Origin of the sequence: Schlesneria paludicola DSM 18645 (assembly GCF_000255655.1) — a bacterium.
GTDB lineage: Bacteria > Planctomycetota > Planctomycetia > Planctomycetales > Planctomycetaceae > Schlesneria > Schlesneria paludicola.
On record NZ_JH636436.1, the window covers coordinates 908,628 to 930,560 of the forward strand.

The 21,933-nt window shown below is 56.1% G+C and carries 15 protein-coding genes; 10 read left to right on the forward strand and 5 right to left on the reverse strand.

Annotation, left to right across the window (positions count from 1 at the left end):
• Positions 1 to 336 precede the first annotated feature (336 nt).
• The 5 genes from OSO_RS46675 to ilvE all read left to right on the forward strand — a co-directional run bounded on the left by OSO_RS46675 (position 337) and on the right by ilvE (position 6,567).
• Positions 337 to 975: an RNA polymerase sigma factor gene (locus OSO_RS46675; protein WP_010587856.1), complete on the forward strand. Its 639-nt coding sequence runs from the start codon at positions 337 to 339 to the stop codon at positions 973 to 975.
• Positions 976 to 1,446: 471 nt separating this feature from the next.
• Positions 1,447 to 2,910, forward strand: coding sequence for a lysine--tRNA ligase (gene lysS / locus OSO_RS0137295; protein WP_010587857.1), 1,464 nt, complete (start codon positions 1,447 to 1,449; stop codon positions 2,908 to 2,910).
• A gap of 94 nt (positions 2,911 to 3,004) precedes the next feature.
• Entirely contained in the window at positions 3,005 to 4,525 is a 1,521-nt protein-coding gene (locus OSO_RS0137300) for an ABC transporter permease (RefSeq protein WP_010587858.1), read from the forward strand.
• A 92-nt stretch (positions 4,526 to 4,617) separates the two neighbouring features.
• Positions 4,618 to 5,328, forward strand: a complete 711-nt coding sequence (locus OSO_RS0137305; protein WP_010587859.1) for an ABC transporter ATP-binding protein — start codon at positions 4,618 to 4,620, stop codon at positions 5,326 to 5,328.
• A gap of 375 nt (positions 5,329 to 5,703) precedes the next feature.
• Complete coding sequence (gene ilvE, locus OSO_RS0137315) at positions 5,704 to 6,567, forward strand: branched-chain-amino-acid transaminase (protein ID WP_010587861.1); 864 nt, start codon at positions 5,704 to 5,706, stop codon at positions 6,565 to 6,567.
• Between the two features lie 151 nt (positions 6,568 to 6,718).
• Here ilvE and OSO_RS0137320 read toward each other — a convergent pair whose 3' ends face one another.
• Positions 6,719 to 7,993 (reverse strand): glycosyltransferase, encoded by a 1,275-nt coding sequence (locus OSO_RS0137320; protein WP_010587862.1) that lies wholly within the window; start codon positions 7,991 to 7,993, stop codon positions 6,719 to 6,721.
• Positions 7,994 to 8,375: 382 nt separating this feature from the next.
• Here OSO_RS0137320 and OSO_RS0137330 point away from each other — a divergent pair, with 382 nt between their 5' ends.
• Positions 8,376 to 9,767 carry a sigma-54-dependent transcriptional regulator gene (locus tag OSO_RS0137330; protein ID WP_010587863.1) on the forward strand — a complete coding sequence of 464 codons (1,392 nt, stop codon included), beginning with the start codon at positions 8,376 to 8,378 and terminating at the stop codon, positions 9,765 to 9,767.
• Positions 9,768 to 9,853: 86 nt separating this feature from the next.
• Here OSO_RS0137330 and OSO_RS0137335 read toward each other — a convergent pair whose 3' ends face one another.
• The 3 genes from OSO_RS0137335 to OSO_RS0137350 form a co-directional block, all read right to left on the reverse strand.
• A complete protein-coding gene (locus OSO_RS0137335) occupies positions 9,854 to 12,889 on the reverse strand; it encodes a valine--tRNA ligase (protein WP_010587864.1) in 3,036 nt (1,011 codons plus the stop codon).
• Positions 12,890 to 13,093: 204 nt separating this feature from the next.
• The gene (cimA, locus tag OSO_RS0137340; protein ID WP_010587865.1) at positions 13,094 to 14,671 is read right to left on the reverse strand and encodes a citramalate synthase; all 1,578 of its coding nucleotides are present in this window, start codon (positions 14,669 to 14,671) and stop codon (positions 13,094 to 13,096) included.
• A 327-nt stretch (positions 14,672 to 14,998) separates the two neighbouring features.
• Positions 14,999 to 15,580, reverse strand: a complete 582-nt coding sequence (locus OSO_RS0137350) for a hypothetical protein (RefSeq protein WP_010587866.1) — start codon at positions 15,578 to 15,580, stop codon at positions 14,999 to 15,001.
• Between the two features lie 250 nt (positions 15,581 to 15,830).
• Here OSO_RS0137350 and OSO_RS0137355 point away from each other — a divergent pair, with 250 nt between their 5' ends.
• Entirely contained in the window at positions 15,831 to 16,478 is a 648-nt protein-coding gene (locus OSO_RS0137355) for a suppressor of fused domain protein (RefSeq protein WP_157606023.1), read from the forward strand.
• 126 nt (positions 16,479 to 16,604) lie between these two features.
• Here the strand turns inward: OSO_RS0137355 and OSO_RS0137360 are convergent, their stop codons facing one another.
• Positions 16,605 to 18,176, reverse strand: coding sequence for a hypothetical protein (locus OSO_RS0137360; protein ID WP_157606027.1), 1,572 nt, complete (start codon positions 18,174 to 18,176; stop codon positions 16,605 to 16,607).
• A 144-nt stretch (positions 18,177 to 18,320) separates the two neighbouring features.
• On the opposite strand from OSO_RS0137360, the gene OSO_RS46680 reads away from it, so the two are divergent.
• The 3 genes from OSO_RS46680 to OSO_RS0137375 all read left to right on the forward strand — a co-directional run bounded on the left by OSO_RS46680 (position 18,321) and on the right by OSO_RS0137375 (position 21,547).
• Positions 18,321 to 18,998: an SOS response-associated peptidase gene (locus OSO_RS46680; protein WP_010587869.1), complete on the forward strand. Its 678-nt coding sequence runs from the start codon at positions 18,321 to 18,323 to the stop codon at positions 18,996 to 18,998.
• Between the two features lie 141 nt (positions 18,999 to 19,139).
• Complete coding sequence (gene argS, locus OSO_RS0137370; RefSeq protein WP_010587870.1) at positions 19,140 to 21,089, forward strand: arginine--tRNA ligase; 1,950 nt, start codon at positions 19,140 to 19,142, stop codon at positions 21,087 to 21,089.
• A gap of 5 nt (positions 21,090 to 21,094) precedes the next feature.
• Entirely contained in the window at positions 21,095 to 21,547 is a 453-nt protein-coding gene (locus tag OSO_RS0137375) for a hypothetical protein (RefSeq protein ID WP_029247864.1), read from the forward strand.
• The last annotated feature ends 386 nt before the right edge of the window (positions 21,548 to 21,933 follow it).

Sequence of the window (21,933 nt, forward strand, 5' to 3'; positions counted from 1 at the left end):
CGATGGACATGCAGGTGTGCCAGATCGGTGATTGGAGGCGTCTCTCTGTAGTAAATAGGTACTTAAAGAGATGCATTTTCATGGCTGAAATTGTGACCTTCGTTGCCGTGTTCCACCATCATGGTCGACGGGCACTGGCGGAGCCAGTGGCACACAGTCCAGAAGTGTTGAGTGAAGGAATTTGATGTTCGGCGGATGCTGAAGTGCCAGGACTTTTTAGAGGTGAGGAGCCGGTAGAAATCACGGGGGCTGGCTCCGTCCAGATACAAAAATGCCATGAAATAGTGGACACCGAGGTGCCTGTCCCCCTTGTTTCAACCGAACGATGAGAGGCGGATGTCGATGGCCGACGATGACGCTTCGCTATTGGCTGGCGTTCGCCGCGGTGAGGCGGCCGCGTGGGAGCGATTGATTGCCCGGTATGAAGGGCGTTTGCTCGCGTTTGCTCGCAGTCGACTCTCGGATATGGCGGCCGCGGAAGATGTCGTTCAAGAGGCGTTTCTCGGGTTTTTGATTTCGCTGCCGAACTATCAGGATTCGACGCCGCTTGAGTCATTCCTCTTTTCGATCACGGCCCACAAGTTGACGGATGCGTTGCGTAAAGTCGGTCGCTGGCCGCTGTTATCGCGTGTGGCCGCGTTTGAGGCGGGATCGATCGACGAACCCGCCAGCCGTGAGCGAAAAGTGTCGAGCATGGCGCGCAGCCGCGAACGGCGGGTGGGTGAACAACGCGTGCTGGCGGATTGCCTGAAAGACTTGATCCAGTCCTGGTTCAGCCGAGGCGAGTTTCAGCGACTGGAGTGTGTTGAACTGCTGTTCGTGTTGGGTTGGTCCAACAATGACGTGGCGGCGAAACTGGGAATCAGCGAACAAACCGTCGCCAATCACAAAAGCTTCGTCGTCGGAAAACTGAAATCCGCGGCCACGGCCGCAAAGCTGCGGAATGTCGATTGGAACTCATTGCGAGTCGAATGACCTGTCCCGGGATGAGTCGGATCTCTCAGCTGTTTGGAAATCATCGCCCGATCGGATGCGAACCAAATTAAGTTTTCACGACTCTTGGATTCAATGGGCCGCTGGATCGATGCACTCACCATGCGTTCGACGACGTAAGTGGGGCAGGCGCTCAATCGCCGTCGTGGCCGTTTTTCGCAGGCTTCCTTGAGCTTCCGTTTTGCTCGAGCAGCCTGATTCGCCGACGGGAAGCGTGCATTTCCCGTCTCAGATAGGATTGGACCTTCGACGCACCATGTTCCTGACTCACATGAACCGACCGAGTGTCTCACATCAGGGGAAAGCTGGTGACGAGGATCACTGGCAGAAACCGCCGAACACCGTAGGTTTCACGGGGGAATCGAGCTGCCATTGACGTTTTTTGCCGATTCACACATAGTTCCGACCTCCCCAGATCCCGCTGTTTCTCATTTATGTAGAAAAGTTTGCTCGATGTCCGAGACGCCAGATCGTTTGGAAGCCGCTCGTTTGGAAAAGCTCGCGAAAATCGAAGCACTGGGGCTTGATCCCTGGGGCCAACGGTTTGACGGCCATATTCCAATCGCCAAGGCGCGTGATTTGTGCCCGACCGAGAACGGCGTGGACGGTGATACGGTCCGCATTGCTGGCCGGATCATGAAGTGGCCGAAAACGGGCAAGCTGAACTTCCTGCACGTGCAGGACTACAGTGGCCGCATCCAGTTGATGCTGTCACAGAAGGACTCGACGCCCGAAACCTGGGCGCTCTTGGAATGTCTCGATCTCGGCGATCTGATCGGCGTCGAGGGCCGCGTCCGCGTCACGAACACAGGTGAAAAGACGGTCTTCGTGACCGAACTTGTCATCCTGTGCAAATCGCTGGCACAGCCGCCCGAGAAGTTTCACGGATTGCAGGATAAAGAGCAGTTGCTGCGTCAGCGGTATGTGGACCTGATCTACACCGAAGGGGTGCTGGATCGGATGTTCAAGCGACTGCGGATTATCGACTCGATCCGAAGTACGCTGCGCGGTGAAAGCTTTTACGAAGTGGAAACACCCGTGCTGCACGCGATCGCGGGTGGTGCGGCGGCGCGTCCATTTGTCACGCATCACAACGCACTCGACATTCCCCTGTTTCTGCGGATCGCGCTCGAACTGCATCTGAAGCGACTGATGGTCGGCGGGATCGAACGCGTGTACGAAATTGGTCGCGTCTTCCGGAACGAGGGTGTCGACAGTACTCACAATCCCGAATTCACGATGATCGAGCTGTATCAGGCATACGGCGACTACAACGCGATGATGGATCTGGCCGAGAAGTTGATCTCGCAAGCGGCGATCGCTGCGAACGGGACGGCCGTCGTGCCGTGGGGCGATAAGACAATCGATTTCACTCCACCGTTTCAACGAGCCAAGTACGGTGACCTGTTCCGTGAACACGCCGGTTGCGAGATGCACGACACGGCGGCCGTTGCTGAAGTCGCGAAGAAGCTGCATATCGAAACCGCGAACCGCCATCCAGACGTCATCGTCAACGACGTCTTTGAAGCGACTGTGGAAGACAAGCTGATCGGCCCCGTGTTCGTCATCGACTATCCTGCGTCGATGTGTCCGTTGACCAAACGCAAGCGAAATGATCCCGCCATTGCCGAACGGTTCGAGATGTTCGTCGACGGGATGGAAGTGGCGAACGCCTACACGGAATTGAACGACCCACGGCTGCAGGAAGAGTTGTTCCGGACGCAGCTTCAGGGGTTGGCCGAAGATGATTCGATGGCCAAGATGGATCACGATTTCGTACGAGCATTGAAGGTGGGGATGCCACCTGCCGGGGGCATGGGAATCGGGATCGACCGGTTGATCATGTTGCTGACGAATACAAACAGTATTCGTGACGTGATCTTCTTCCCCTTGCTGAAACCGGAACAAGAGAAGTAATTTGGACGGTGGCAATTTGCTGTAACATGGCAATTCGTTAAACGACGGCCTTGCGCACGGATCAACCGAACTCAATCATGCCAAAGGACTGGCGATGTACAAACTGCTTCTCTGCCAGCGGTACCTGCGAACGCGGTATATCGCGTTGGCCAGTATTATCAGTGTGACGCTGGGCGTCGCCACGATGATCGTCGTCAATTCCGTCATGGCGGGATTCGGCACGGAAATGCGTAGCCGAATCCAGGGCATTTTGTCCGACATCATCATCATCACCCGTAGCATGAACGGCGAGATCGATCCCGAAGCCCGAAAGGCAGAGGTCCGCGAACTGGTGGGCGACTACATCACCGGCGTGACGGCGACGGTCGAGATCCATGCGATTCTGAGTTACAAGTACGGGGGGGACTGGGTCCCACATCCGATCAACCTGGTCGGAATCGACCCGGAATCGAAATCGGAAGTCGGGCCGATCGTCGGCTATCTGCAAAGTTATAACTCGCAAGAGGTTGATGGCGTCAAATTGCCGCCCGAGAGATCGAAAGATGAACCGCTGGGTTGGGAATTGACGCCGGCCGCCATGGCCGAGCGTGTCGAGCGAGCTCGCTGGTACAAAGACCAGGAACTGAAACGGGAAATGATGGCGAGCGGTGCTGCACCCGCTGCCGATCCGGCTGCGGCCGGTGGTGATTCGCTGCTCGATCTGGAGATGCCTGATGAGGCGCCGGCGCTCGGGAAGTTGCGAAAAGGGCGATTGTTTGTTGGCGTCGGACTGGCGACCTACACGCAGGTGGACCCCGACACGCAGAAGCTAAAAACGTACGACATGATCAAGCCTGGCGATGACGTGAAAATCAGCACGATCCAGGCGGGCGCCCCCGAACCTGTCCATTTCGAAGCGACGATCGTCGACACCTTCAAGACTGGAATGAGCGAATACGATTCGACGCTGGTCTACTGCAATCTGGATCATCTTCAAGAGGTTCGCAAGATGATTCACACCAAGGAAGACGGCAGTACCGTCGGTGGGTTCACCTCGCTGCAGATCAAGTTGAAGGATTACAAAGACGCACCGAAAGTGATGGATCTGCTGCGAACACACTTCTCGGCCGATCGCTACATCGTGAAAACCTGGGAACAGCAGCAGGGACCGTTGCTGGCGGCGGTCGATGTCGAATCGTCGATTCTGAACATCTTGTTGTTCCTCATCATCACGGTCGCGGGCTTCGGAATCCTCGCGATCTTTTTCATGATCGTGGTGGAAAAGACTCGCGATATCGGAATTTTGAAAGCCCTGGGGGCCAGTTCGTCGGGCGTCATGTCGATCTTCCTGACCTATGGACTGCTACTGGGCATGGTCGGGGCGGGGGCAGGGGTTGTCTTCGGGCTCTTGTTCGTGCATTACATCAACGAGATCGAAGCATTTGTGACGCTGGTGACCGGGCGAGAGGTCTTTCCCGAGAAGATTTACTACTTCAAAGATATTCCGACGCATGTCGAGCCATTCACGGTGGTCTGGGTCACCGTCGGCGCGATCCTGATTGCCGTCCTGGCCAGTGTTCTGCCCGCTCGTCGTGCCGCCCGGTTGCGGCCGGTACAGGCTCTCAGATACGAATAGCACATCCTTCGTGACGATCGTCTGTCCGAAAGGGAAGTCCCATGGTCGCTACTTCGCCCACGATTAACCCCGCAAAACGAGAGCCTCTCACCATGCCTCAAACGCATGTGGCCGCCTTGGCGGTCCAGAAGTCGTACCGCAAAGGGGAACATGCCGTTCCCGTGCTGCACGGTGTCGATATCTCGGTGCGGAAAGGTGAATTTCTTTCCATCATCGGTCAGTCGGGATCGGGGAAGAGCACGCTGATGCACCTGATCGGCTTGCTCGATTCGCCGGATCTCGGTGAAGTGCAGCTCGAAGGCGAGCGGATCGACGACTTACCCGCGCGAACGCGAGACGAACTGCGAAACCGTGTCTTCGGATTCGTGTTTCAGTTCTATCACCTGCTGCCCGAAATGAGTCTGATCGAAAACGTGCTGACTCCCTTGATGATCCGTCATTCCATCTGGAGTTATTGGGCGCGACGACGTGAATACCACGACCGGGCAAAAGAGATGATCGACCGGGTTGGGTTGGGACATCGGCTGACTCACAAGCCGTCCGAACTGTCCGGCGGCGAGATGCAACGTGCGGCAATCGCCCGAGCCCTGGTCGCTCGCCCTGAAATCCTGCTGGCCGATGAACCGACCGGAAATCTGGACGCCAAAACCGGACGCGAAATCATTGACTTGATCGCCCAATTGAACGAGAAGGATCGGCTGACTATCATTATGGTTACGCACGATAAGTCCATCGCCGCGGAAGCGCATCGCACCGTGAAACTCTGCGAAGGACGAATCGAATCGCTGACCGATGCGGCCTGAGTGACCTTAAGTCAAGGTGATGGGCCGGGCGTGGCGACGATTCTGCGGAAGGGCTGAGCGGGGTCGTCGGCTGATTTCCTTCGTCGAGCGAACTCGCGATTGGTTGTCAGAATCTGTGATTTGCCGTTAAGCTGCCGACAGCCGAAAGCACTGGTGGCCAAGCGTTTCGGTTGAGGTGAGCGATTTCGCCGGATGGTGCGTCGCTTGCCAGGACGGTTGGCTCGGTCAGTGAACTCAAATCAAAAACGTGTGTCTTCGTTGATCCTGGAACATTCGCCCATGAGACGTTGGTCGAACGGTTCATGAATTCGACAATGTCTCAACCAACTCCGCGGGTCTGTTCAGGGCGGATTTCAGAAACAGGGACTGCCGCAAATGGCGCTCAAGATTTTTCTCGGTGGTAAGCTGGTCGACGAGGCCGACGCCAAGATCAGTGTGTTCGATCATGGTCTGCTGTACGGTGACGGCGTCTTCGAAGGAATTCGCGTCTACGGCGGCCGTGTCTTTCTGCACCAGAAACACATTGATCGGCTGTTTGAGAGCGCCAAGGCGATTCGTTTGACGATCCCGATGACGCCGAAAGAAGTCATGAGCGCGGTTGAGGCGACCGTTAAAGCCAATCAGATCACCGATGGATACGTTCGTCTGGTGGTGACTCGCGGTGCGGGCAGCCTGGGTCTCGATATTCGCAAGACAAGCAATCCTCAGGTGATTGTCATCGCGGATACGATCACCCTGTATCCGCCCGAGACCTACACCAAGGGGATGCATCTGGTCACGGCGAGCACGATTCGTAACCATCCGGGGGCACTTAGCGCTCGCATCAAGTCGCTGAACTATCTGAATAACATTCTCGCTCGCATCGAAGGGACCGATGCCGGAATGGTCGAAGCGTTGATGCTCAACCATAAAGGCGAAGTCGCGGAATGCACCGGCGACAACATCTTCATCGTGAAGAATCGTGTACTGATGACACCGGGGCTAGATGCGGGAATCCTCGAAGGGCTCACGCGAAATGCCGTGATCGAGCTGGCTCGCGAAGGCGGCTATGAAGTTCGCGAAATGTCGCTGACCCGTCACGACCTCTATGTGGCTGACGAAATGTTCCTGACCGGAACTGCTGCGGAAGTGGTGGCCGTGGTCAGCCTTGACGGTCGTTCGATCGGTTCCGGCCAACCCGGCCCCGTAACGAAGGATCTTCTCGAACGATTCCAGGCGTTGACGCGTTCGGGTGTCTAAGTCTGCTGCTTTGGGCCCGAGGTTACCGTTCACAGTCCGAAGCGAGGGGCAGGCACAGTTTCCCGGATTGCATGGGAATCCGCAGTGCCTCGACGAGAGCAAGTATTCCCTTTGCCGCGGGAAAATGAGCCAGTCCCCGGCCTGTGGACGGCTAGAGGCCTGACAGGAATTCCTCGATGGCCCCCCGCAGGTTGTGACCGAAATCTTCGGCTTGAAGCCGGGTGCCGACATGACGCGCTCGTTCTGCGAACGAAGGCTCTTGAAGTACTTCCTTCAAAGCCGCGATCAGGCGCGGGGTGGTCAGTCGCCGGGATGAGATGGTGACGCCGCAACCCAACGTCGCGACGCGCTGTGCGTTGTCCGGCTGGTCATGGGCAAAGGGAACCATAACCTGGGGGCGGCCGGAAGTAAGTGCCTGTGCAGTTGTTCCCACTCCGCATTGATGAACGATGGCCGCGGCCTTGGGAAACAGATGGGAAAAGGGCTCGTACGGCGAGATCAGGATTTGCGGATCAGAGACCGCAGCGGGGGGAATCCGGTGGGGTGTCTTTCCCACAAGAAACACCGCACGAAGCCCCAACGCCTTAACGGCCTTGTACGCAATTTCGTAGTAAGGCGTTTCCATCGTGACGATCGTGCTCCCCAGCGTGAAGACGACGGGAGCCGGGCCGCCGTCAAGGAACGCTTGCAGATCCGCGGATAGCTCGCTGGAGGTCTCTTCGTCGTAAAGCGGAAACCCGACTTGCCGGAGATTGGGGGGCCAATCGGGTTGTGCCGGTGCGAACTCTTTCGAAAATAGCGCCAGGCAGCCGTACGGCGAGTGGCCATGAATCAACGGATTCTTCGACGATGGTGGCAAACCGATTTGTGAACGAAGTCGTGCGACCGGTTCAAACCAGGGATTGGTCTGCTTGACCAGGGTTCCTAGCAGCCAACCCATGAATCGCGGCCCCAGAAATTTCAGTCGCGGCAGGAAGTTGAAGAATCCCAGCTTGGGTGGGTCGTAGGCCGAAAAGTAGACGGAAGGCTGCAGTACGGTGGAAATCCACGGAATTCCCAGCTCTTCCGCGACAATCGGTCCCGCGAAAGTGAGGACATGCGAAACGATCAGGTCGTGTTCGGGTGCGATCTCTTTGATCGTCCGGTAACTGTCCTGCAGAAAAGGCAGGACAAGTGATCGAACCACGAACTGACTGCCGGTCAGAGGATGATTGGCTCGGGCCGTCCAGACTTCGGGTGGCCCCAGTTCTTCCTCACCAGGTTTGACGGGCACAAAGCGAATTCCGACCCGCTCGACCTGCTCGCGATAATGTGTGTGCGTCGCGATCGTGACCTGGTCACCGTTGGCCTTGAACACTCGAGCCATCGCGATATACGGGTTGAGATCGCCGTAGGAACCAAACGTCGTGAATAAAATTCGGCGCATGAAGTGGGCTCGGATAGCGGAACGGAAGATCCATTTCAAAGCGGTCGCTGTTCAATTCGTCGCGACCACGACTGTAGCACAGGCACCGAGCTGAACGCAGTGAAGCGGGGAAGTACGCGACTGTGAAGAACTTGGCGCGCTTTGACGCGTCGGCCGCCGGATTGTTGGCTGTCCTGTTTCCGATCAAATGGGCTGTATCGTTCTCTGGCGTCACGGCGGTGATCTCGACCGGCAGGAAGTGCAGAACGCCCATTGCGGCGATTGAATAACTGTGATATCACATGGACCTTCCATTGAAGGATTCGGCACGACAATTCCAAGGATTGGATCTGCGTCGGCCAGTGGTCTAGGAGACCGCTCGGTTGGGCAAGGAGATAGCCCGTTGACAGCTGCCTCGACTCAAAAGTTGCGAGTGTTGTTCGTCGATGACGAACCGGCGATTCGCGACGTTATGAAACTCGAACTTCCGCGCATGGGACATGATGTCGTCATGTGTGAAGATGGCTATGCCGCTCTCAAGGCATTAGACAAACAACCGTTCGACGCTGCGATCGTCGACCTGCGCATGCCAGGCTTAAGCGGTTGGGACGTCATCGAACATATCAAACGGGTCTCACCCGAGACCGAAGTGATTATCAGTACCGGTCACGGCGATATCGATGCCGCGATTCAGGCTGTTCGTAGTGGTGCGTACGATTTTCTCCGCAAGCCGTGCAAGCTGGTTGAAATCTCGGCGGCACTAAAACGCGTCGCGGAAAAGCGGATGCTGACCAACAAGACGATCGCGCTGGAAAGCCGCCTGAAGGCGGTGGAAGGGTCACCCGATCTGATCGGGCACTCGGCGCCGATGCTGATGGTCAAAAAGCTTTGCGAAAAAATCGCGCCGACAGATTCGAGCGTCTTGATTCAGGGTGAAACCGGGACGGGTAAGGAACTGGTGGCCCGCCGAATCCATGACCTGAGTCCGCGAGCCAACATGCCGTTTGTGCCTGTGAACTGTGGGGCACTCGCCGAGCATCTGGTCGAAAGCGAACTGTTCGGTCACGGCAAGGGAGCCTACACCGGCGCCGAAAAGTCGCGCAAAGGCCTGATTGAAGTGGCCAACGGCGGAACACTGTTCCTCGACGAATTCGGCGAACTCGACAAGGGAATGCAGGTCAAGCTGCTGCGGTTCCTCGAATCGGGTGAAGTTCGCCGCGTGGGTGAGAACGATGCGTTTCATGTCGATGTGCGCGTCGTGTGTGCCACCAACCGGCACCTGCAAAAGATGGTGGCCGATGGCGTGTTCCGCGAAGATTTGTACTTCCGCATCAATACGTTCGAAATCGCCTTGCCCGCACTCCGCGAACGAAAAGATGACATCCCGGAATTGGCCCGGACGCTGATCGCTCGATACCTCAAGCGACGTGATGTCCCTGACACGATGCTGTCTCCCGAGACGGTCGCGGTACTCAAAAATTACGACTGGCCTGGGAATGTTCGTGAGCTGGCCAATGCGCTCGAGCGTGCGACAATCATGTGCGATGGCACCACGATTCGACCCGAGGATCTGCCGTCGCACCTGCTGCGCAATATCGATGTCACGTCGATCAAGACGCCCGCTGTCGCGGTATCGTCGACGCCTAAGACTCTGCGTGAAATCGAAATGGAACTGATCTACAAGGCGCTCGACAAGTTCAACGGCGACAAGCCAAAGGCCGCCGCGGAACTGGGGATCGCTCTGAAGACACTCTACAACAAGCTGAACGCCGACCAGACCAAGGCGGCTGGCTAAATCCGTTCGGACCTTCCGATGCATACGAAACGTGCCGTGAAGCCTTCGTTGAGACTTCACGGCACGTTTGTTTTAGGCGTTAGTGTTTACGAGAGCTGTTGGACGGCTTCTTCGACACTCGTGAGTTGTTTCTGTAGGCCCGACAACGTGCCACGCACTTCCTGCACAACTTCTGGGGGCGCGCGGTCGACAAAGCTTTGGTTTGTCAGCTTCTTCTCGTGTCCCGCGATGAAGCCACGCAATTTTTCGGCTTCTTTCTTGAGTCGTTCGACTTCCGCTTTCAGGTCGACCAGACCTTCCAGCGGCAAGTAGCCGTCTGCATCGCCCAGTGAGAAGCTGGCGCTCGCACTTGGTCGTGTGACATTCGCCCCGGCTTCCGTCAACGTTGTTTTGGCTAGCAGTTCAAATTGCGGCTGGACCTGTTTCAAATCCTGCGCGATTTCGTCTGAGCAACGGACTGAAATTGCGACCGAAATCGCCGGACTGATGTTGTAGGTGCCTCGCACATTGCGAACGGCGATGATCAGGTCCTGTAGGCGTTGAAAACGAGACTCGAGCGCATTGTCGCGCAGACCGGTCAGGCCCGATGGCCATGGGGCGACGATGATGGCTTCCTCGGTCGTCGCTGGTTCTGGTAGTCCGCGTTCAGGAGCGATCTCTCGCAGGCGTTGCCACAATTCTTCCGTGATGAAGGGCGCGAACGGGTGAAGCAATCGCAGTGTTGTGTCAAGGACTGTCACGAGCACGCGTTGAGCCGTCGGCTTGAGGGCTTCGTCTCGCAGCCGCGGTTTAATCATTTCGAGGTACCAGTCACAGAACTCGTTCCAGACGAAGTCGCGCAGTGATCGCGTCGCGGCGTCGAATTTGTAGATTCCCAGCAGCGAAGTGACTTCGTCGGTAACCGTCGCCAGACGCGACAAGATCCAGCGATCTTCGATCGCCAATTGCGAGAGATCGACCGCACCGGGCGTATAGCCCTCGAGATTCAGCATCGCGAACCGCGCCGCGTTCCAAAGTTTGTTGCAGAAGTTCCGGCCGTACTCGAATCGTTCGATGACAATGCGCGCCACCGGCTCGCCATCGTCAGGAATGTAGTTCGGCGTGGCGTACTGTGATTCCTTCTTGCATTTGAAGCATTTGATTTTTGGTTTGCCGGGTTTGAACTTCAGGTGCTGCTGCTCCTGAGGGATCACGGCCTGACAATGCGGGCATTCATATCCGACGGGCAATCGGACGTCTTGCGTTTCGCCAGCGAACGAAGCGATCGTGAATCGCATGCCGTCGCAGCCATACTTTTCGATCAACTCGATCGGGTCGACTCCGTTGCCTTTCGACTTGGACATTGTTTGTCCAAATCCATCCTGGATCTTGGGGTGAATGCAGACATGGCGGAATGGGATGTCGCCCATGTTGTAAAGACCCGTCAGCACCATTCGCGCCACCCACAGCGTGATGATGTCGCGCGATGTCACCAGCACACTGCCGGGGTAGAAGTACGAGAGTACTTCGTTCTGGCCTGAACCTGATTCGTCGGGCTTCCCATTGAGCGGCGGGTTTTGTTCCAGATTCGGCCAACCCAGCGTTTCATGCGGCCAGAGGGCAGAGCTGAACCAGGTGTCGAGCACGTCGGGATCGCGTTCCAATCCCAGTTGTTCGAAGAATTCCTCCAGTGGCCGATCGCAGTTGGTCAGGCAGACCATGACATTCATTTTGCCCTGGTCTGGATCAGACACGCGCACCGCGAACTCATGTCGCTGCGGATGCTTCTCGACTGCTTGTTTGAACTGGTGCAAACTGAAGACATCTTGCACGTCGAATGTTTTGGACCACACTGGAATGCGGTGGCCCCACCACAATTGACGGCTGATGCACCAGTCTCGCTTCTCGCCGAGCCAGCTCAGGTACGACTGGCGGTAACGTTCGGGATAGAACGTCACGCGGCCATCGTTTGCGGCATCAATGGCCGACTGAGCCAGCGTGTCCATTTTGACGAACCACTGTTCCGACAGATACGGTTCGATTGGCGTTTTGGAGCGATCGCTGTGTTTGAGGGGAATCTTCCGGTCTTCCACCTTTTCAAAGTGGCCGAGCTTTTCCATCTCGGCGACTACCGCTTCGCGCGCAATCAGACGATCTTGACCCTGCCATGCACCGCCGTTCGCGTTCAGCGTGCCGTCGGCATTCAGAATATTGATCGGCTCGCCCAATTTTTCTTTGTTGCGAGTCCAGCAGGCGTAGTCGTTCGGATCGTGGGCCGGTGTCACTTTCACGCAACCGGTTCCCAACGTCTTATCGGCGAGTAGCGCGTCGGCGATAATGGGAATCACGCGGCCATTCACGGGGATGCGAACGTGTTTTCCGATCAATTCCAGATAGCGTTCATCGGTGGGATGAACGCACACGGCGGTATCGCCGAGCATCGTTTCGGGACGCGTCGTCGAGAACGAAATCCGTTGGCCCGTCGTCGTCCCGCTCTCATCGACAACGGGATAGTTAAACGTCCAGAAATGTCCGTCGGTGTCTTCTTCGTACACCTCGTCGTCGGCCACGGCGGTTTGCAGGAACGTATCCCAGTTTACCAGTCGTTTACCACGGAAGATCAAGCCGTCCTTAAACATCTTGAAGAATGTTTCTCGGACGGCGCGCGAGCAAACATCGTCGAGCGTGAATCGCACGCGCCGCCAGTCGCAGCTTGCGCCGATCCGCTTCAGTTGAGACAGAATGCGGGCCTCGTATTCGTCTTTCCATTTCCAGATTCGCTCGACAAGCGCTTCACGCCCAATGTCATGGCGCGTTTTGCCTTCTTCTTCGAGCATCCGTTTTTCGACAACCGATTGAGTGGCGATCCCCGCGTGGTCCGTGCCGGGCATCCAGAGCGCTTCATAGCCCTGCATTCTTCGCCACCGCGTGAGCAGGTCTTGCAGCGTGCCGTTCAGGGCATGCCCCATGTGCAATGCGCCGGTGACGTTGGGCAGCGGAATCATGATGACGTGCGGTGGCTTGGGGTGCTGTTCTCCCAGTTGTGGTGGATCAGCGTTGAAGTCACCTCGTTCTTCCCAGAACGGGAACCATCGAGCTTCAGCGGCGGCGGGGTCGTATTGCTTGGGGATTTCTGTAGTCATGCGCTGTGGGATATTTTCAAATGAGATCGAGAGTACGGTTAAAGCAAACTTTGGCCCGAAAGGGACAACTTCCCGAACGAGCCTGGTTCGAATGTGATTGTTTCCGAGGGGGATGCTGCGATCTTTCAGTCAACGGCGTCAGATGCACGTCAATACCGTCGCGCAAGTCGTCAATCAGCTCGATACTCATGTGAGTTCCTCCGATCAGACGCTGTTCGGATTTGATTCGGTGTCCTTATACAACTTGTATTCGACGCTATCGACCAGGGCCAGCCAACTGGCTTCGATCACGTTTTCGCTGACCCCCACAGTGCTCCAGACGTCTGTGTGGTCACGACTTTCGATGACCACGCGAACTCGAGCCGCCGTACCTTCGGTTGAGTTGATGACGCGCACTTTATAGTCGACAAGCTGCATCTCGCAGAGCGTCGGATAGGCGCTCGAAAGTGCCTTTCTCAGGGCGTTGTCGAGTGCGTTCACTGGCCCATCGCCCTCGGCGACGACATGTTCAATGTGCGAATTGACCCGCAGCTTCACCGTGGCTTCAGTGATCGTCCCTTGTCCCGCGGCGGTTTCCACGTTGACGCGATAGTGCAATCGCTGGAACTTAGGCTCGTACACACCGGCCTCTTTCCGGACGAGCAAGTCGAACGACGCTTCGGCCGCTTCGAATTGATAGCCTTCGTTTTCGAGATCGACGACCCGTTCCAGAATCCGTGCCATCAGTTCGTTGTTCTGAGCGATCTGATACTTGGTGGTCTTGGCGACGATGTTCGAGCGACCAGACAGTTCGCTGACCAGCACGCGTCGCTGGTTGCCGACCGTCTCGGGCGGAATGTGCTCGTAGCTCGATGCGAGCCGATTGACGGCATGCACGTGCATGCCGCCCTTGTGTGCAAAGGCGCTGGTTCCAACGAACGCCTGGCCCGAGCGAAAGTTCATGTTCGCAATTTCGTAGACATACCGAGACAGCTCGGTCAGGTGGGTCAGGCCGTCCGAGTTCAGGACTTGATATCCCTTCTTCAAAGCCAGATTGGCGATGACACTGATCAGGTCGACATTGCCGCAGCGTTCGCCGATCCCGTTGATTGTACCCTGGACCTGGATCGCACCGTGATCGACGGCGGTCAAAGAGTTCGCGACGGCGAGTTCGCAATCGTTGTGGCAATGAATGCCGACCGGTACGCGGAGAACTTTTCGAACGGCGTCGACGGCGGCGGCGATCTCTTCAGGAAGCCGCCCTCCGTTCGTGTCGCAAAGCACGATCGTGCTGGCACCGGCATCTTGAGCGGCGACGACAGTCCGCAGGGCGAAGTCGGGATTCGCACGAAATCCATCGAAAAAGTGTTCGGCGTCATAAAGGACTTCGCGTCCTTCCGCTTTGAGAAACGCGATCGAATCACGGATCATCGCCAGATTTTCCGCTTCATCGATATGCAACACTTCGAAGACATGCAGATCAGACGTCTTTCCGACGATCGTGACAGCGGGTGACTTCGCGTCACGTAACGCGCACATGCCGATATCGTCTTCGGCTGCACAGCCTTTGCGGCGGGTCATTCCAAACGCGGTGATTTTGGCCTGCTTGAGCGGCAAATCTCGCACACGCGCGAAGTACTCAGCATCTTTGGGGTTGGAAAGGGGATAGCCGCCTTCGATGTAGTCGACACCGATATCATCCAGACGTTGCGTGATCAGCAATTTGTCTTGCAGAGAAAAATTGACGCCTTCGCCCTGGCTACCATCGCGGAGCGTGGTGTCATAGATCTGGATTCGGGCCATGAAACTGCTTTCGGAAATTGCATCAAGAAAAAAAGCCCTCAGGTACGACCCGAGGGCTTGTGTTGTCTTCGAAACTCACACCCTAAGGCCGTCTACAGGTCTCCAATAATCGCAATGCGAATCGTTCGAGCGATCTGGATCGCTGAACCGACGACAGAACGACCGACGTGCAAACGCAACATGAAATCACAGTGTCGGAATGGGGTGAGAAACTGGTGCGAAAACAATCTGAAGATCATAAGCCTGACCAACAAGCCCGTCAATTGGACGCATTCACTCCATTGGCTGGCTGGGAAGCCGCGAAGCTCTGAAGCCAAACTTCGCGAATTATGGTTCAAATCCGTCGCTGGAGTTCGGTTGTGCCTCAAACCGAGCAAGAAAATCTGCCGAGCATCCAGAGATCCAAAATTCGCCCTTCCGATGCTTGGTAATTCGAAGCTGTGACCCCATCAGCAGCAGCGAGACAATCGAGCCAATGAACGCAAGAAGTGCCGTCACCATCGGAACTGGCGATTTCAATGGAGCGGTCAGGGGGATCGCCAGAAATAACAACAACGAAATGACGCAGTTCAGCAAGATGCGGTTTCGTCGTTTGCGTCGAATTGACGATGCGATGCCGTAGGTCAGCACGCACTGTTTTCGCACAAGCAGGTAGACAATTAGCAGGAGGAGTGGTCCACCGAGCAGTAGCACCAGAGCGTAGGCGGGCGGAAGCCACGTGAGCGTCTTTTTGATCAGTTCCGACTCAGGGATTGGTTCGTTCGTCTTAATGCAAAAGGGCGGTAGTACGGTGTTGGATCTGACAACCAGTTGTTTGCCGTCGACCCACACCTCGCCGAGATGAATGGCATCTCGATCGGTTTCGGGATTCAAATCCGACAATGGGGCTTCAAACGGGTTGCCGCTCATCCAGAGTTTCTCCTCTTCGTGGCGAAGTTCCGTCGACGATCGCTATGGATTGATCCCTGGCAGGACCTGTCTAACGATCGGCATCTCGGCTGTCGATTCGAGAGTTCCACCGGCTGATTTTGATGCGTGGAGGCTGAATCGAGAAGTTCCGGCCTGACACGCAGTGTCCGCTGAGAACTTTCAATCGCTACAATGGGTGTAATCGTATTAATGGCCCGAATTCACTTTAAAGCTCATGATGACCGACACGATGGAAAAAGCAGACTGGTTTGAACGCATTTGGGCGCATCGAGAAGACGTCTTATATCCAAATTTCTTTGGAACGCAGGCTGAGGGGATCTTCACGATCCCCATGCAAAATCTCGAGAAGGGGGGAATCGCCGACCCGCGATGGGCAAGCTGCGGTGTGATTCGATTCGCTCCAACAGCCGCCCGTAACTCGTGGCTGTATGTCTCGTCCGGGCTGTCAAATGAATGGTTTGAGTCCGTACCCGATCGTGCGGCCGTGTCGGGGTTTGGCTGTGAATTCGTGCTGGAAACACCCACTCAAGACCAGTGGCCCATTCAGCGCGTGCATCAGATCATGTGCTACCAGATCGCTTTGTGTCTGGGCCAGCATCCCGATTCCGATCCCATGACAATCGGCGACCGCGTCCCTTTGGGGCACGCAATCGATTGGGGTACCAGCGAATTGAAATACCTGCTCGTGACGGAACCAATCCGCATCCCGCCAACATTCAATCAGGACAGTGGCCGAGCAGCGTTCCTGCAACTCATCGGCATCTCAGAGACGGAGCGCTCATTTGCCGAGCAGAGTGGCTTCGATGCACTGATCGAGCGTCTCAAGATGCACGACGACTTTCCCACAACGGATCCGGTCCGAAAGACGCTGTTCTAACTCGCTCATAATAGATGAACGTCAACGATTGTCGTGCCTTCCAATTTGGAGTTGGGGTCTAATTCGGATGATACCGCGTCAAGTGTCCCCGTCGCCGCACGAGTGGGATCGTGAGCGCGATCGCGCTCATCGGTAGATGACGTGGAGTGCGACATCATCCTCGGAATCGATCGAATTCGCTGCTTGTCCCTTATCGTCGATTCCATTGGCGCCGGTGCAATAGAGGAAGTAGCTATCCCCATCTTTCCTGTAGGTCATTGGTTGATCCCTATATAAATCCGTTGGGACGACTGATAAGTAATCGGGGCAGAGGGCATCAAGACTCTCTGGGAAGGTCGAATGATCCGCGCGATAGGCTGCCAGCGCGAATCCAATGAGTAGAAGCTCATGCCGCATCTGAGCGCGAGTTTCCAATATGAGCAAGGTGCCAATTGGGGGCAAATTCAACCAGAGGTGGATGATCGCGATGTCATGGCCTAACTCTTCTTCTGTCTTGTATTCGAAGCCAGATTTCAGTCTGTGGCCCGCAGCGTCCATCTCACTTTCCAGGGACACCATTAGGGACGCAGTCGCCTTCGAGCGCTCAGAAAATGTAGGCAATCGTACGGCTGCGGCGAATTTATCCAATTTTTCGTTGCAGACACGCAACGTCGAGTCCAGCATCGTCTGACGTATCGCGTCCGCATTCAATTCAGGGCGGTTTGCACCGAACTGCAGTTGAACCCGGGAACTATGGTCCAGCGACGAGACTGCGTCGAGAATGGCCAGGCGTTCCGCGAAGTCAAGATTGTCAATGGCCAGTGGCAGTGGCGGTAGCTCGCGTAGTTTGCGCTGGTACGTCATTGCCTCTGCCGCGCTCAGTCGAGCGTACTCCAGCAAGGCTTTGTCTCCCTGGCCTGCAATATGGTCGATTCCCATTCCCATTGCCAAGGGCGTGAAGAACGGAGATCCGCTTACCAGTCTGCCAAGGCGATGGCAGGCAAGAAGGTCTTTCTCGGCGCCTCGAAGATCTTTCTGGTGCAAATGGTTCATTGCGCGTGCTGCGAGACACTGCGCGATCTCGCCGCAATCGTCGTGCATCGTCAGAAACGCATCACGCAGGCGAGTCGTTTGATCGAACCTTAAGATTGGAGCCCAGTAATGAGGGAGGTGCGTTCCCTCAATGACAGATTGGAGTGCCGCTGTGTTCGAACTGATCCAACCATAAAGCTTTGGGGCTGTTTCTGCGGCCCACGGCTGGGACTTGGCGGTCATCAAATTCGTTAGGAATTGTTCATCAGGATCATTGAGAAACTGAAACCATCCCGCCTTTGTCATGGGTGATTCGACGCCAAGCAGATGACAGACTTGCGCCAGCTGCTCAGGTGGTAAATCCGCGATACCAATACCGAGTTTCGCAAAGCATGCGGCAGCATTGTTCTCGGGCGTCGTCCGTCGGCTAAATTGTAAATTCACCGCAGAGAAATAGTCGATTCGTCCGTCAGGCATCACAGGATTGGTCAGGTAGGTTGTCTGTTCTGAAATTGTCGGAACAAGATTCGAGCTCTTTTCGATTCGATGGCGGCCCCGGCCTATGAATGTTCGCGTTTGATCAAACGAAATCTGCGAGATCGTCCCAATCGTAACGCCCATCAACGCGAATGAGACAACAACTGCCGATCGGGCGCGGTAAGGTTTTGGATGACGAATGTTGTTCATCGGTTTTCTGGTTGTCGTGGAGAGCGAATTGATTTGGCAATCATTCTCTGCATTGTTCCGGATCATGAGGCTACAATCGTCGAAATCCTTTGAGAAGCACAGTCGCGTGCCGTCAAAATCTCGATCATTCATCTGGGCAAGTCGATGTGCGGACGAATCACGATCAAAATTCCTCTCGCAAACGTCCAGGAACATTTTAGTATTGCGCGCGGTCTTGATGTCATCAAAGATTGGTCGCCTCGGTACAACGTTGGTCCGACGACACCGGTGCCTTGCGTCCGTGTGATCGCTGATAGTCGCGAGCTGTTTTCGGCGAGATGGGGTTTGATTCCTTCTGGCACAACCGGGGTGAAGCCGACGGGCAGTTTCAACGCCAAATCGGAAACGCTTGTGACGTGTCCTCTGTACCAAGACGCATTCAAAAGTCGTCGTTGTCTCGTCATTGCCAGTGGGTTTTACGAATGGCAGTTTCTCTCACCGCATGATTCGCAGCCGTATTACATCACGCTGCGAAGTGGGGCACCGATGGCGATGGCTGGGGTTTGGGAATCGTGGCAGTCGTCCGACGGTGAATTTCTGGAGACGTGTGCAATCTGCACGACCAAATCGAACTCGATGATGGAACGGATTTACGATCGAATGCCGGTCATCCTGCCGACCGAACGTTTTGATCAATGGCTCGATCCGATGAATCAGGATTCGTCGACGTTATTGCCTCTCCTCTCACCGCTGTCGTCCGAGGAATTGCAGGCCTGGCCTGTCAGCAAAGATGTGGGAAATGTTGCTCGTCAGGGCGCGTATCTCATCAAGCCGATTTTTTAGTGGGGAATCAACTCGTTCTGCACAAATTCTCGCGGCTTGCGAGCATAATTTCCCGTCGTCATTTAGAATCCTTGGCTTGCATCGTCTGGAACGCCCGGGCGCGAGCGTGTTTGTGGGATGATTTGTTAGCAGGTTACGTTCATGGATTTTCTGACGGAATTGCGATCGCGGCTGCGGACGGCCTTGGGAACATTGACGGACGCACCCGACGCCTTTGTCGACATGCTGAAGCCCGCCCAGGATGGAAAGTTCGGCGATTTTCAGGCCAATTGCGCGATGCCGCTGGGTAAACAGCTTAAGCAATCCCCGCGCGACGTGGCGACGACGCTCATCTCGAAGCTCGACGTGGCTGACCTGTGCGAACCGCCCGAGATCGCTGGTCCAGGCTTCATCAATTTTCGGCTGAAGACCGACCGGTTGGCGAGCGAGACCACGCGGCTGGCTCAGGACGATCGACTTGGAGTGGCTGTGGCGGCCGCTCCTCGTCGTTACATACTGGATTACTCGTCCCCCAATGTGGCCAAGCCGATGCATGTCGGTCACTTGCGAGGGACTGTTATCGGCAATGCGCTGGACCGAATTCTGCGGTTTCTGGGGCATAATGTGGTCTCCGATAATCACGTCGGTGATTGGGGCACGCAGTTCGGGATGATCATCTATGGCTACAAGCACTTTCGTGACGACGCAGCCTATCAGCGTGATCCCGTCGCCGAACTGGCGCGCATGTACCGCCTCGTCGTGAACCTGTCGGACTATCACGATCTCGTCGCAAACCTGCCTAAATTGCGCGAAAAACTCATTCCGAGCGAAGCCGCAGCGGCAGCCGTGAAGCAGATCGCCGTGGCGAATCCCAGCGATAAGGATGCCCTTCGGCACTCGAAGCGAGCCGACCAGGAGTTCGCCGACTTGCGAAATGAAATCGCTTCGGCCGAGAAGAAGTGCGCGACGCTTGAATCGAACTCGGACATGCTGGCGCTGGCGAAAGCCCACCCGAAGATTGGTGAGCTGGCTCGCCGCGAAACGGCCAAACTCCACGCGGGAGATGCCGAGAATAAACGGCTTTGGGACGAATTTCTGCCGAAATGCATGGCGGCACTCGAAGTCATGTATCAGCGGTTGGGTATCAAGTTCGACATGGCGCTGGGCGAGAGCTGGTATAACCCAATGCTTCCCGGCATCGTCGAGGAACTGAAACAGAAGAACCTGGCCGTGGTCAGCGACGGGGCGACCTGCGTCTTCGTCGAAGGCAATGACGCGCCGTTCATCGTGCAGAAGGCCGACGGTGCCTACACCTATGCAACCACGGATTTGGCGACGATCAAGTACCGCGTGGAAAACCTGCACGCAGACGCCAGCTTGTACGTCGTGGATTCCCGGCAGAGCGAGCATTTCCAACTGCTGTTTGCGACAGCAAAGAAAATGGGCTACGACAAGACTGAGTTCCGTCACGTTAGCTACGGGACCGTGCTGGGCGAAGATCGTCGTCCCTATAAGACACGATCGGGCGATACGATTGGTCTCGAGAGCTTGCTGGACGAGGCCGTGCAAAACGCTCGGAAGATCGTGGATGAAAACAGCCCACATCTCAGCGACGCCGATCGTGCGAACGTTTCTACACTGGTGGGAATGGGCGCGATCATCTATGCCGATCTGCACCACAATCGCGATAGCGACTATGTGTTCAATTGGGAAAAGATGCTCGCGACAACTGGCGATACGGCGACGTACAACCAGTATGCCTACGCACGCGTCTGTGGGATCCTGCGGAAGGGTGGAGTGGATCCACAGGAGTTGCGGTCTGCCGGTCACGCGATTGAACTGACGACGCCTGCCGAACGCGCGTTGGCGCTTCAGCTCAATCGATTCTCCAATGCGTTGATCGATGTCAGTCTCGACTATCGCCCCAATCTGCTCACGCAGTACTTGTACGAGACGGCGAACTGCTTTGCCTCGTTCTACAACGAATGCCCGGTGCTGACGGCCGAACCTGCCTCCTTGCGCTCGAGCCGATTGCTATTGTGTGATGCGACGGCGCGAGTGTTGAAACAAGGGCTCAGTCTGCTCGGAATCGGTGTGGCCGAGCAAATGTAGGGCGTATGAGGTCCGTCTGCATGGAGCCGAACAGCAGTCGCTGGCTTGTCTGGATGTTGCGTGTGATCGGGTTGTTCGACCTGATCGCTTTGGCAGCCGTGTTTTCACCGCGCAGTTGGATCTCGACCAGTCATCAGATGTTGGGCATGGGCACGTTTCCGGCCGAGCCGATCGCGGGATACCTGGCGCGCTGCACATCCATCTGGTATGCGTCGTATGGGCTGCTGCTGTGGTTCATCTCGTGCGATGTCAGACGGTATTCGTCGCTCATCACGTTTCTCGCCTGTGCGATGCTCGTGCAGGGGTTCGTGATCATTGGCATCGATCTCAGTGAGGGGATGCCGATCTGGTGGACCTGGTTGGAAGGCCCCTGCTGTTCGGGGCTCGGCGCCAGCTTGCTCATTTTGCAGCGACTGTCGACTGTGGAGACGCCCCGCATTGACGATCACGCAAACTGAGTACCAGAATCGTCTTCGTATTGTGTGTGACAGGAGGGGGGAAGGAATTCAGGCGAGCTGAAAAGCGCGCGGAGTGTTGAAATAAAGGGGGACTGGCTCCGCAAGGTGCCTGTCCCCCTTTATTTCAACCAAGCGGAGATTGGGGTTGAGAAGAGTCTTCGTCGTCACCACCCAGGCTCGGCGATGAAATCAACACGCCGGTTCGCTCTCGTATCTTGGGACCTGAGTCTTCGTGCGGCATTTGACGAGACACTGCAATTCAATGCGAAAACGGCCGAGTGATAACGCTTCTCGGGCCGCCTGAATCAATGAACGCGCCAACCCACTCGGCACGTTTTCCTCGCCCCCCCGGTGGGAACGCTTCGCCGTATCAGGCGCGTGTAGGA

Excerpts from the sequence above, each read along its gene's own strand:
- OSO_RS46675 (WP_010587856.1), top strand. The coding sequence starts at position 337 with ATGTCGATGGCCGACGATGACGCTTCGCTATTGGCTGGCGTTCGCCGC.
- lysS (WP_010587857.1), top strand. The coding sequence starts at position 1,447 with ATGTCCGAGACGCCAGATCGTTTGGAAGCCGCTCGTTTGGAAAAGCTC.
- OSO_RS0137300 (WP_010587858.1), top strand. The coding sequence starts at position 3,005 with ATGTACAAACTGCTTCTCTGCCAGCGGTACCTGCGAACGCGGTATATC.
- OSO_RS0137305 (WP_010587859.1), top strand. The coding sequence starts at position 4,618 with ATGCCTCAAACGCATGTGGCCGCCTTGGCGGTCCAGAAGTCGTACCGC.
- ilvE (WP_010587861.1), top strand. The coding sequence starts at position 5,704 with ATGGCGCTCAAGATTTTTCTCGGTGGTAAGCTGGTCGACGAGGCCGAC.
- OSO_RS0137320 (WP_010587862.1), bottom strand. The coding sequence starts at position 7,993 with ATGCGCCGAATTTTATTCACGACGTTTGGTTCCTACGGCGATCTCAAC.
- OSO_RS0137335 (WP_010587864.1), bottom strand. The coding sequence starts at position 12,889 with ATGACTACAGAAATCCCCAAGCAATACGACCCCGCCGCCGCTGAAGCT.
- cimA (WP_010587865.1), bottom strand. The coding sequence starts at position 14,671 with ATGGCCCGAATCCAGATCTATGACACCACGCTCCGCGATGGTAGCCAG.
- OSO_RS0137350 (WP_010587866.1), bottom strand. The coding sequence starts at position 15,580 with ATGAGCGGCAACCCGTTTGAAGCCCCATTGTCGGATTTGAATCCCGAA.
- OSO_RS0137355 (WP_157606023.1), top strand. The coding sequence starts at position 15,831 with ATGGAAAAAGCAGACTGGTTTGAACGCATTTGGGCGCATCGAGAAGAC.
- OSO_RS0137360 (WP_157606027.1), bottom strand. The coding sequence starts at position 18,176 with ATGAACAACATTCGTCATCCAAAACCTTACCGCGCCCGATCGGCAGTT.
- OSO_RS46680 (WP_010587869.1), top strand. The coding sequence starts at position 18,321 with ATGTGCGGACGAATCACGATCAAAATTCCTCTCGCAAACGTCCAGGAA.
- argS (WP_010587870.1), top strand. The coding sequence starts at position 19,140 with ATGGATTTTCTGACGGAATTGCGATCGCGGCTGCGGACGGCCTTGGGA.
- OSO_RS0137375 (WP_029247864.1), top strand. The coding sequence starts at position 21,095 with ATGAGGTCCGTCTGCATGGAGCCGAACAGCAGTCGCTGGCTTGTCTGG.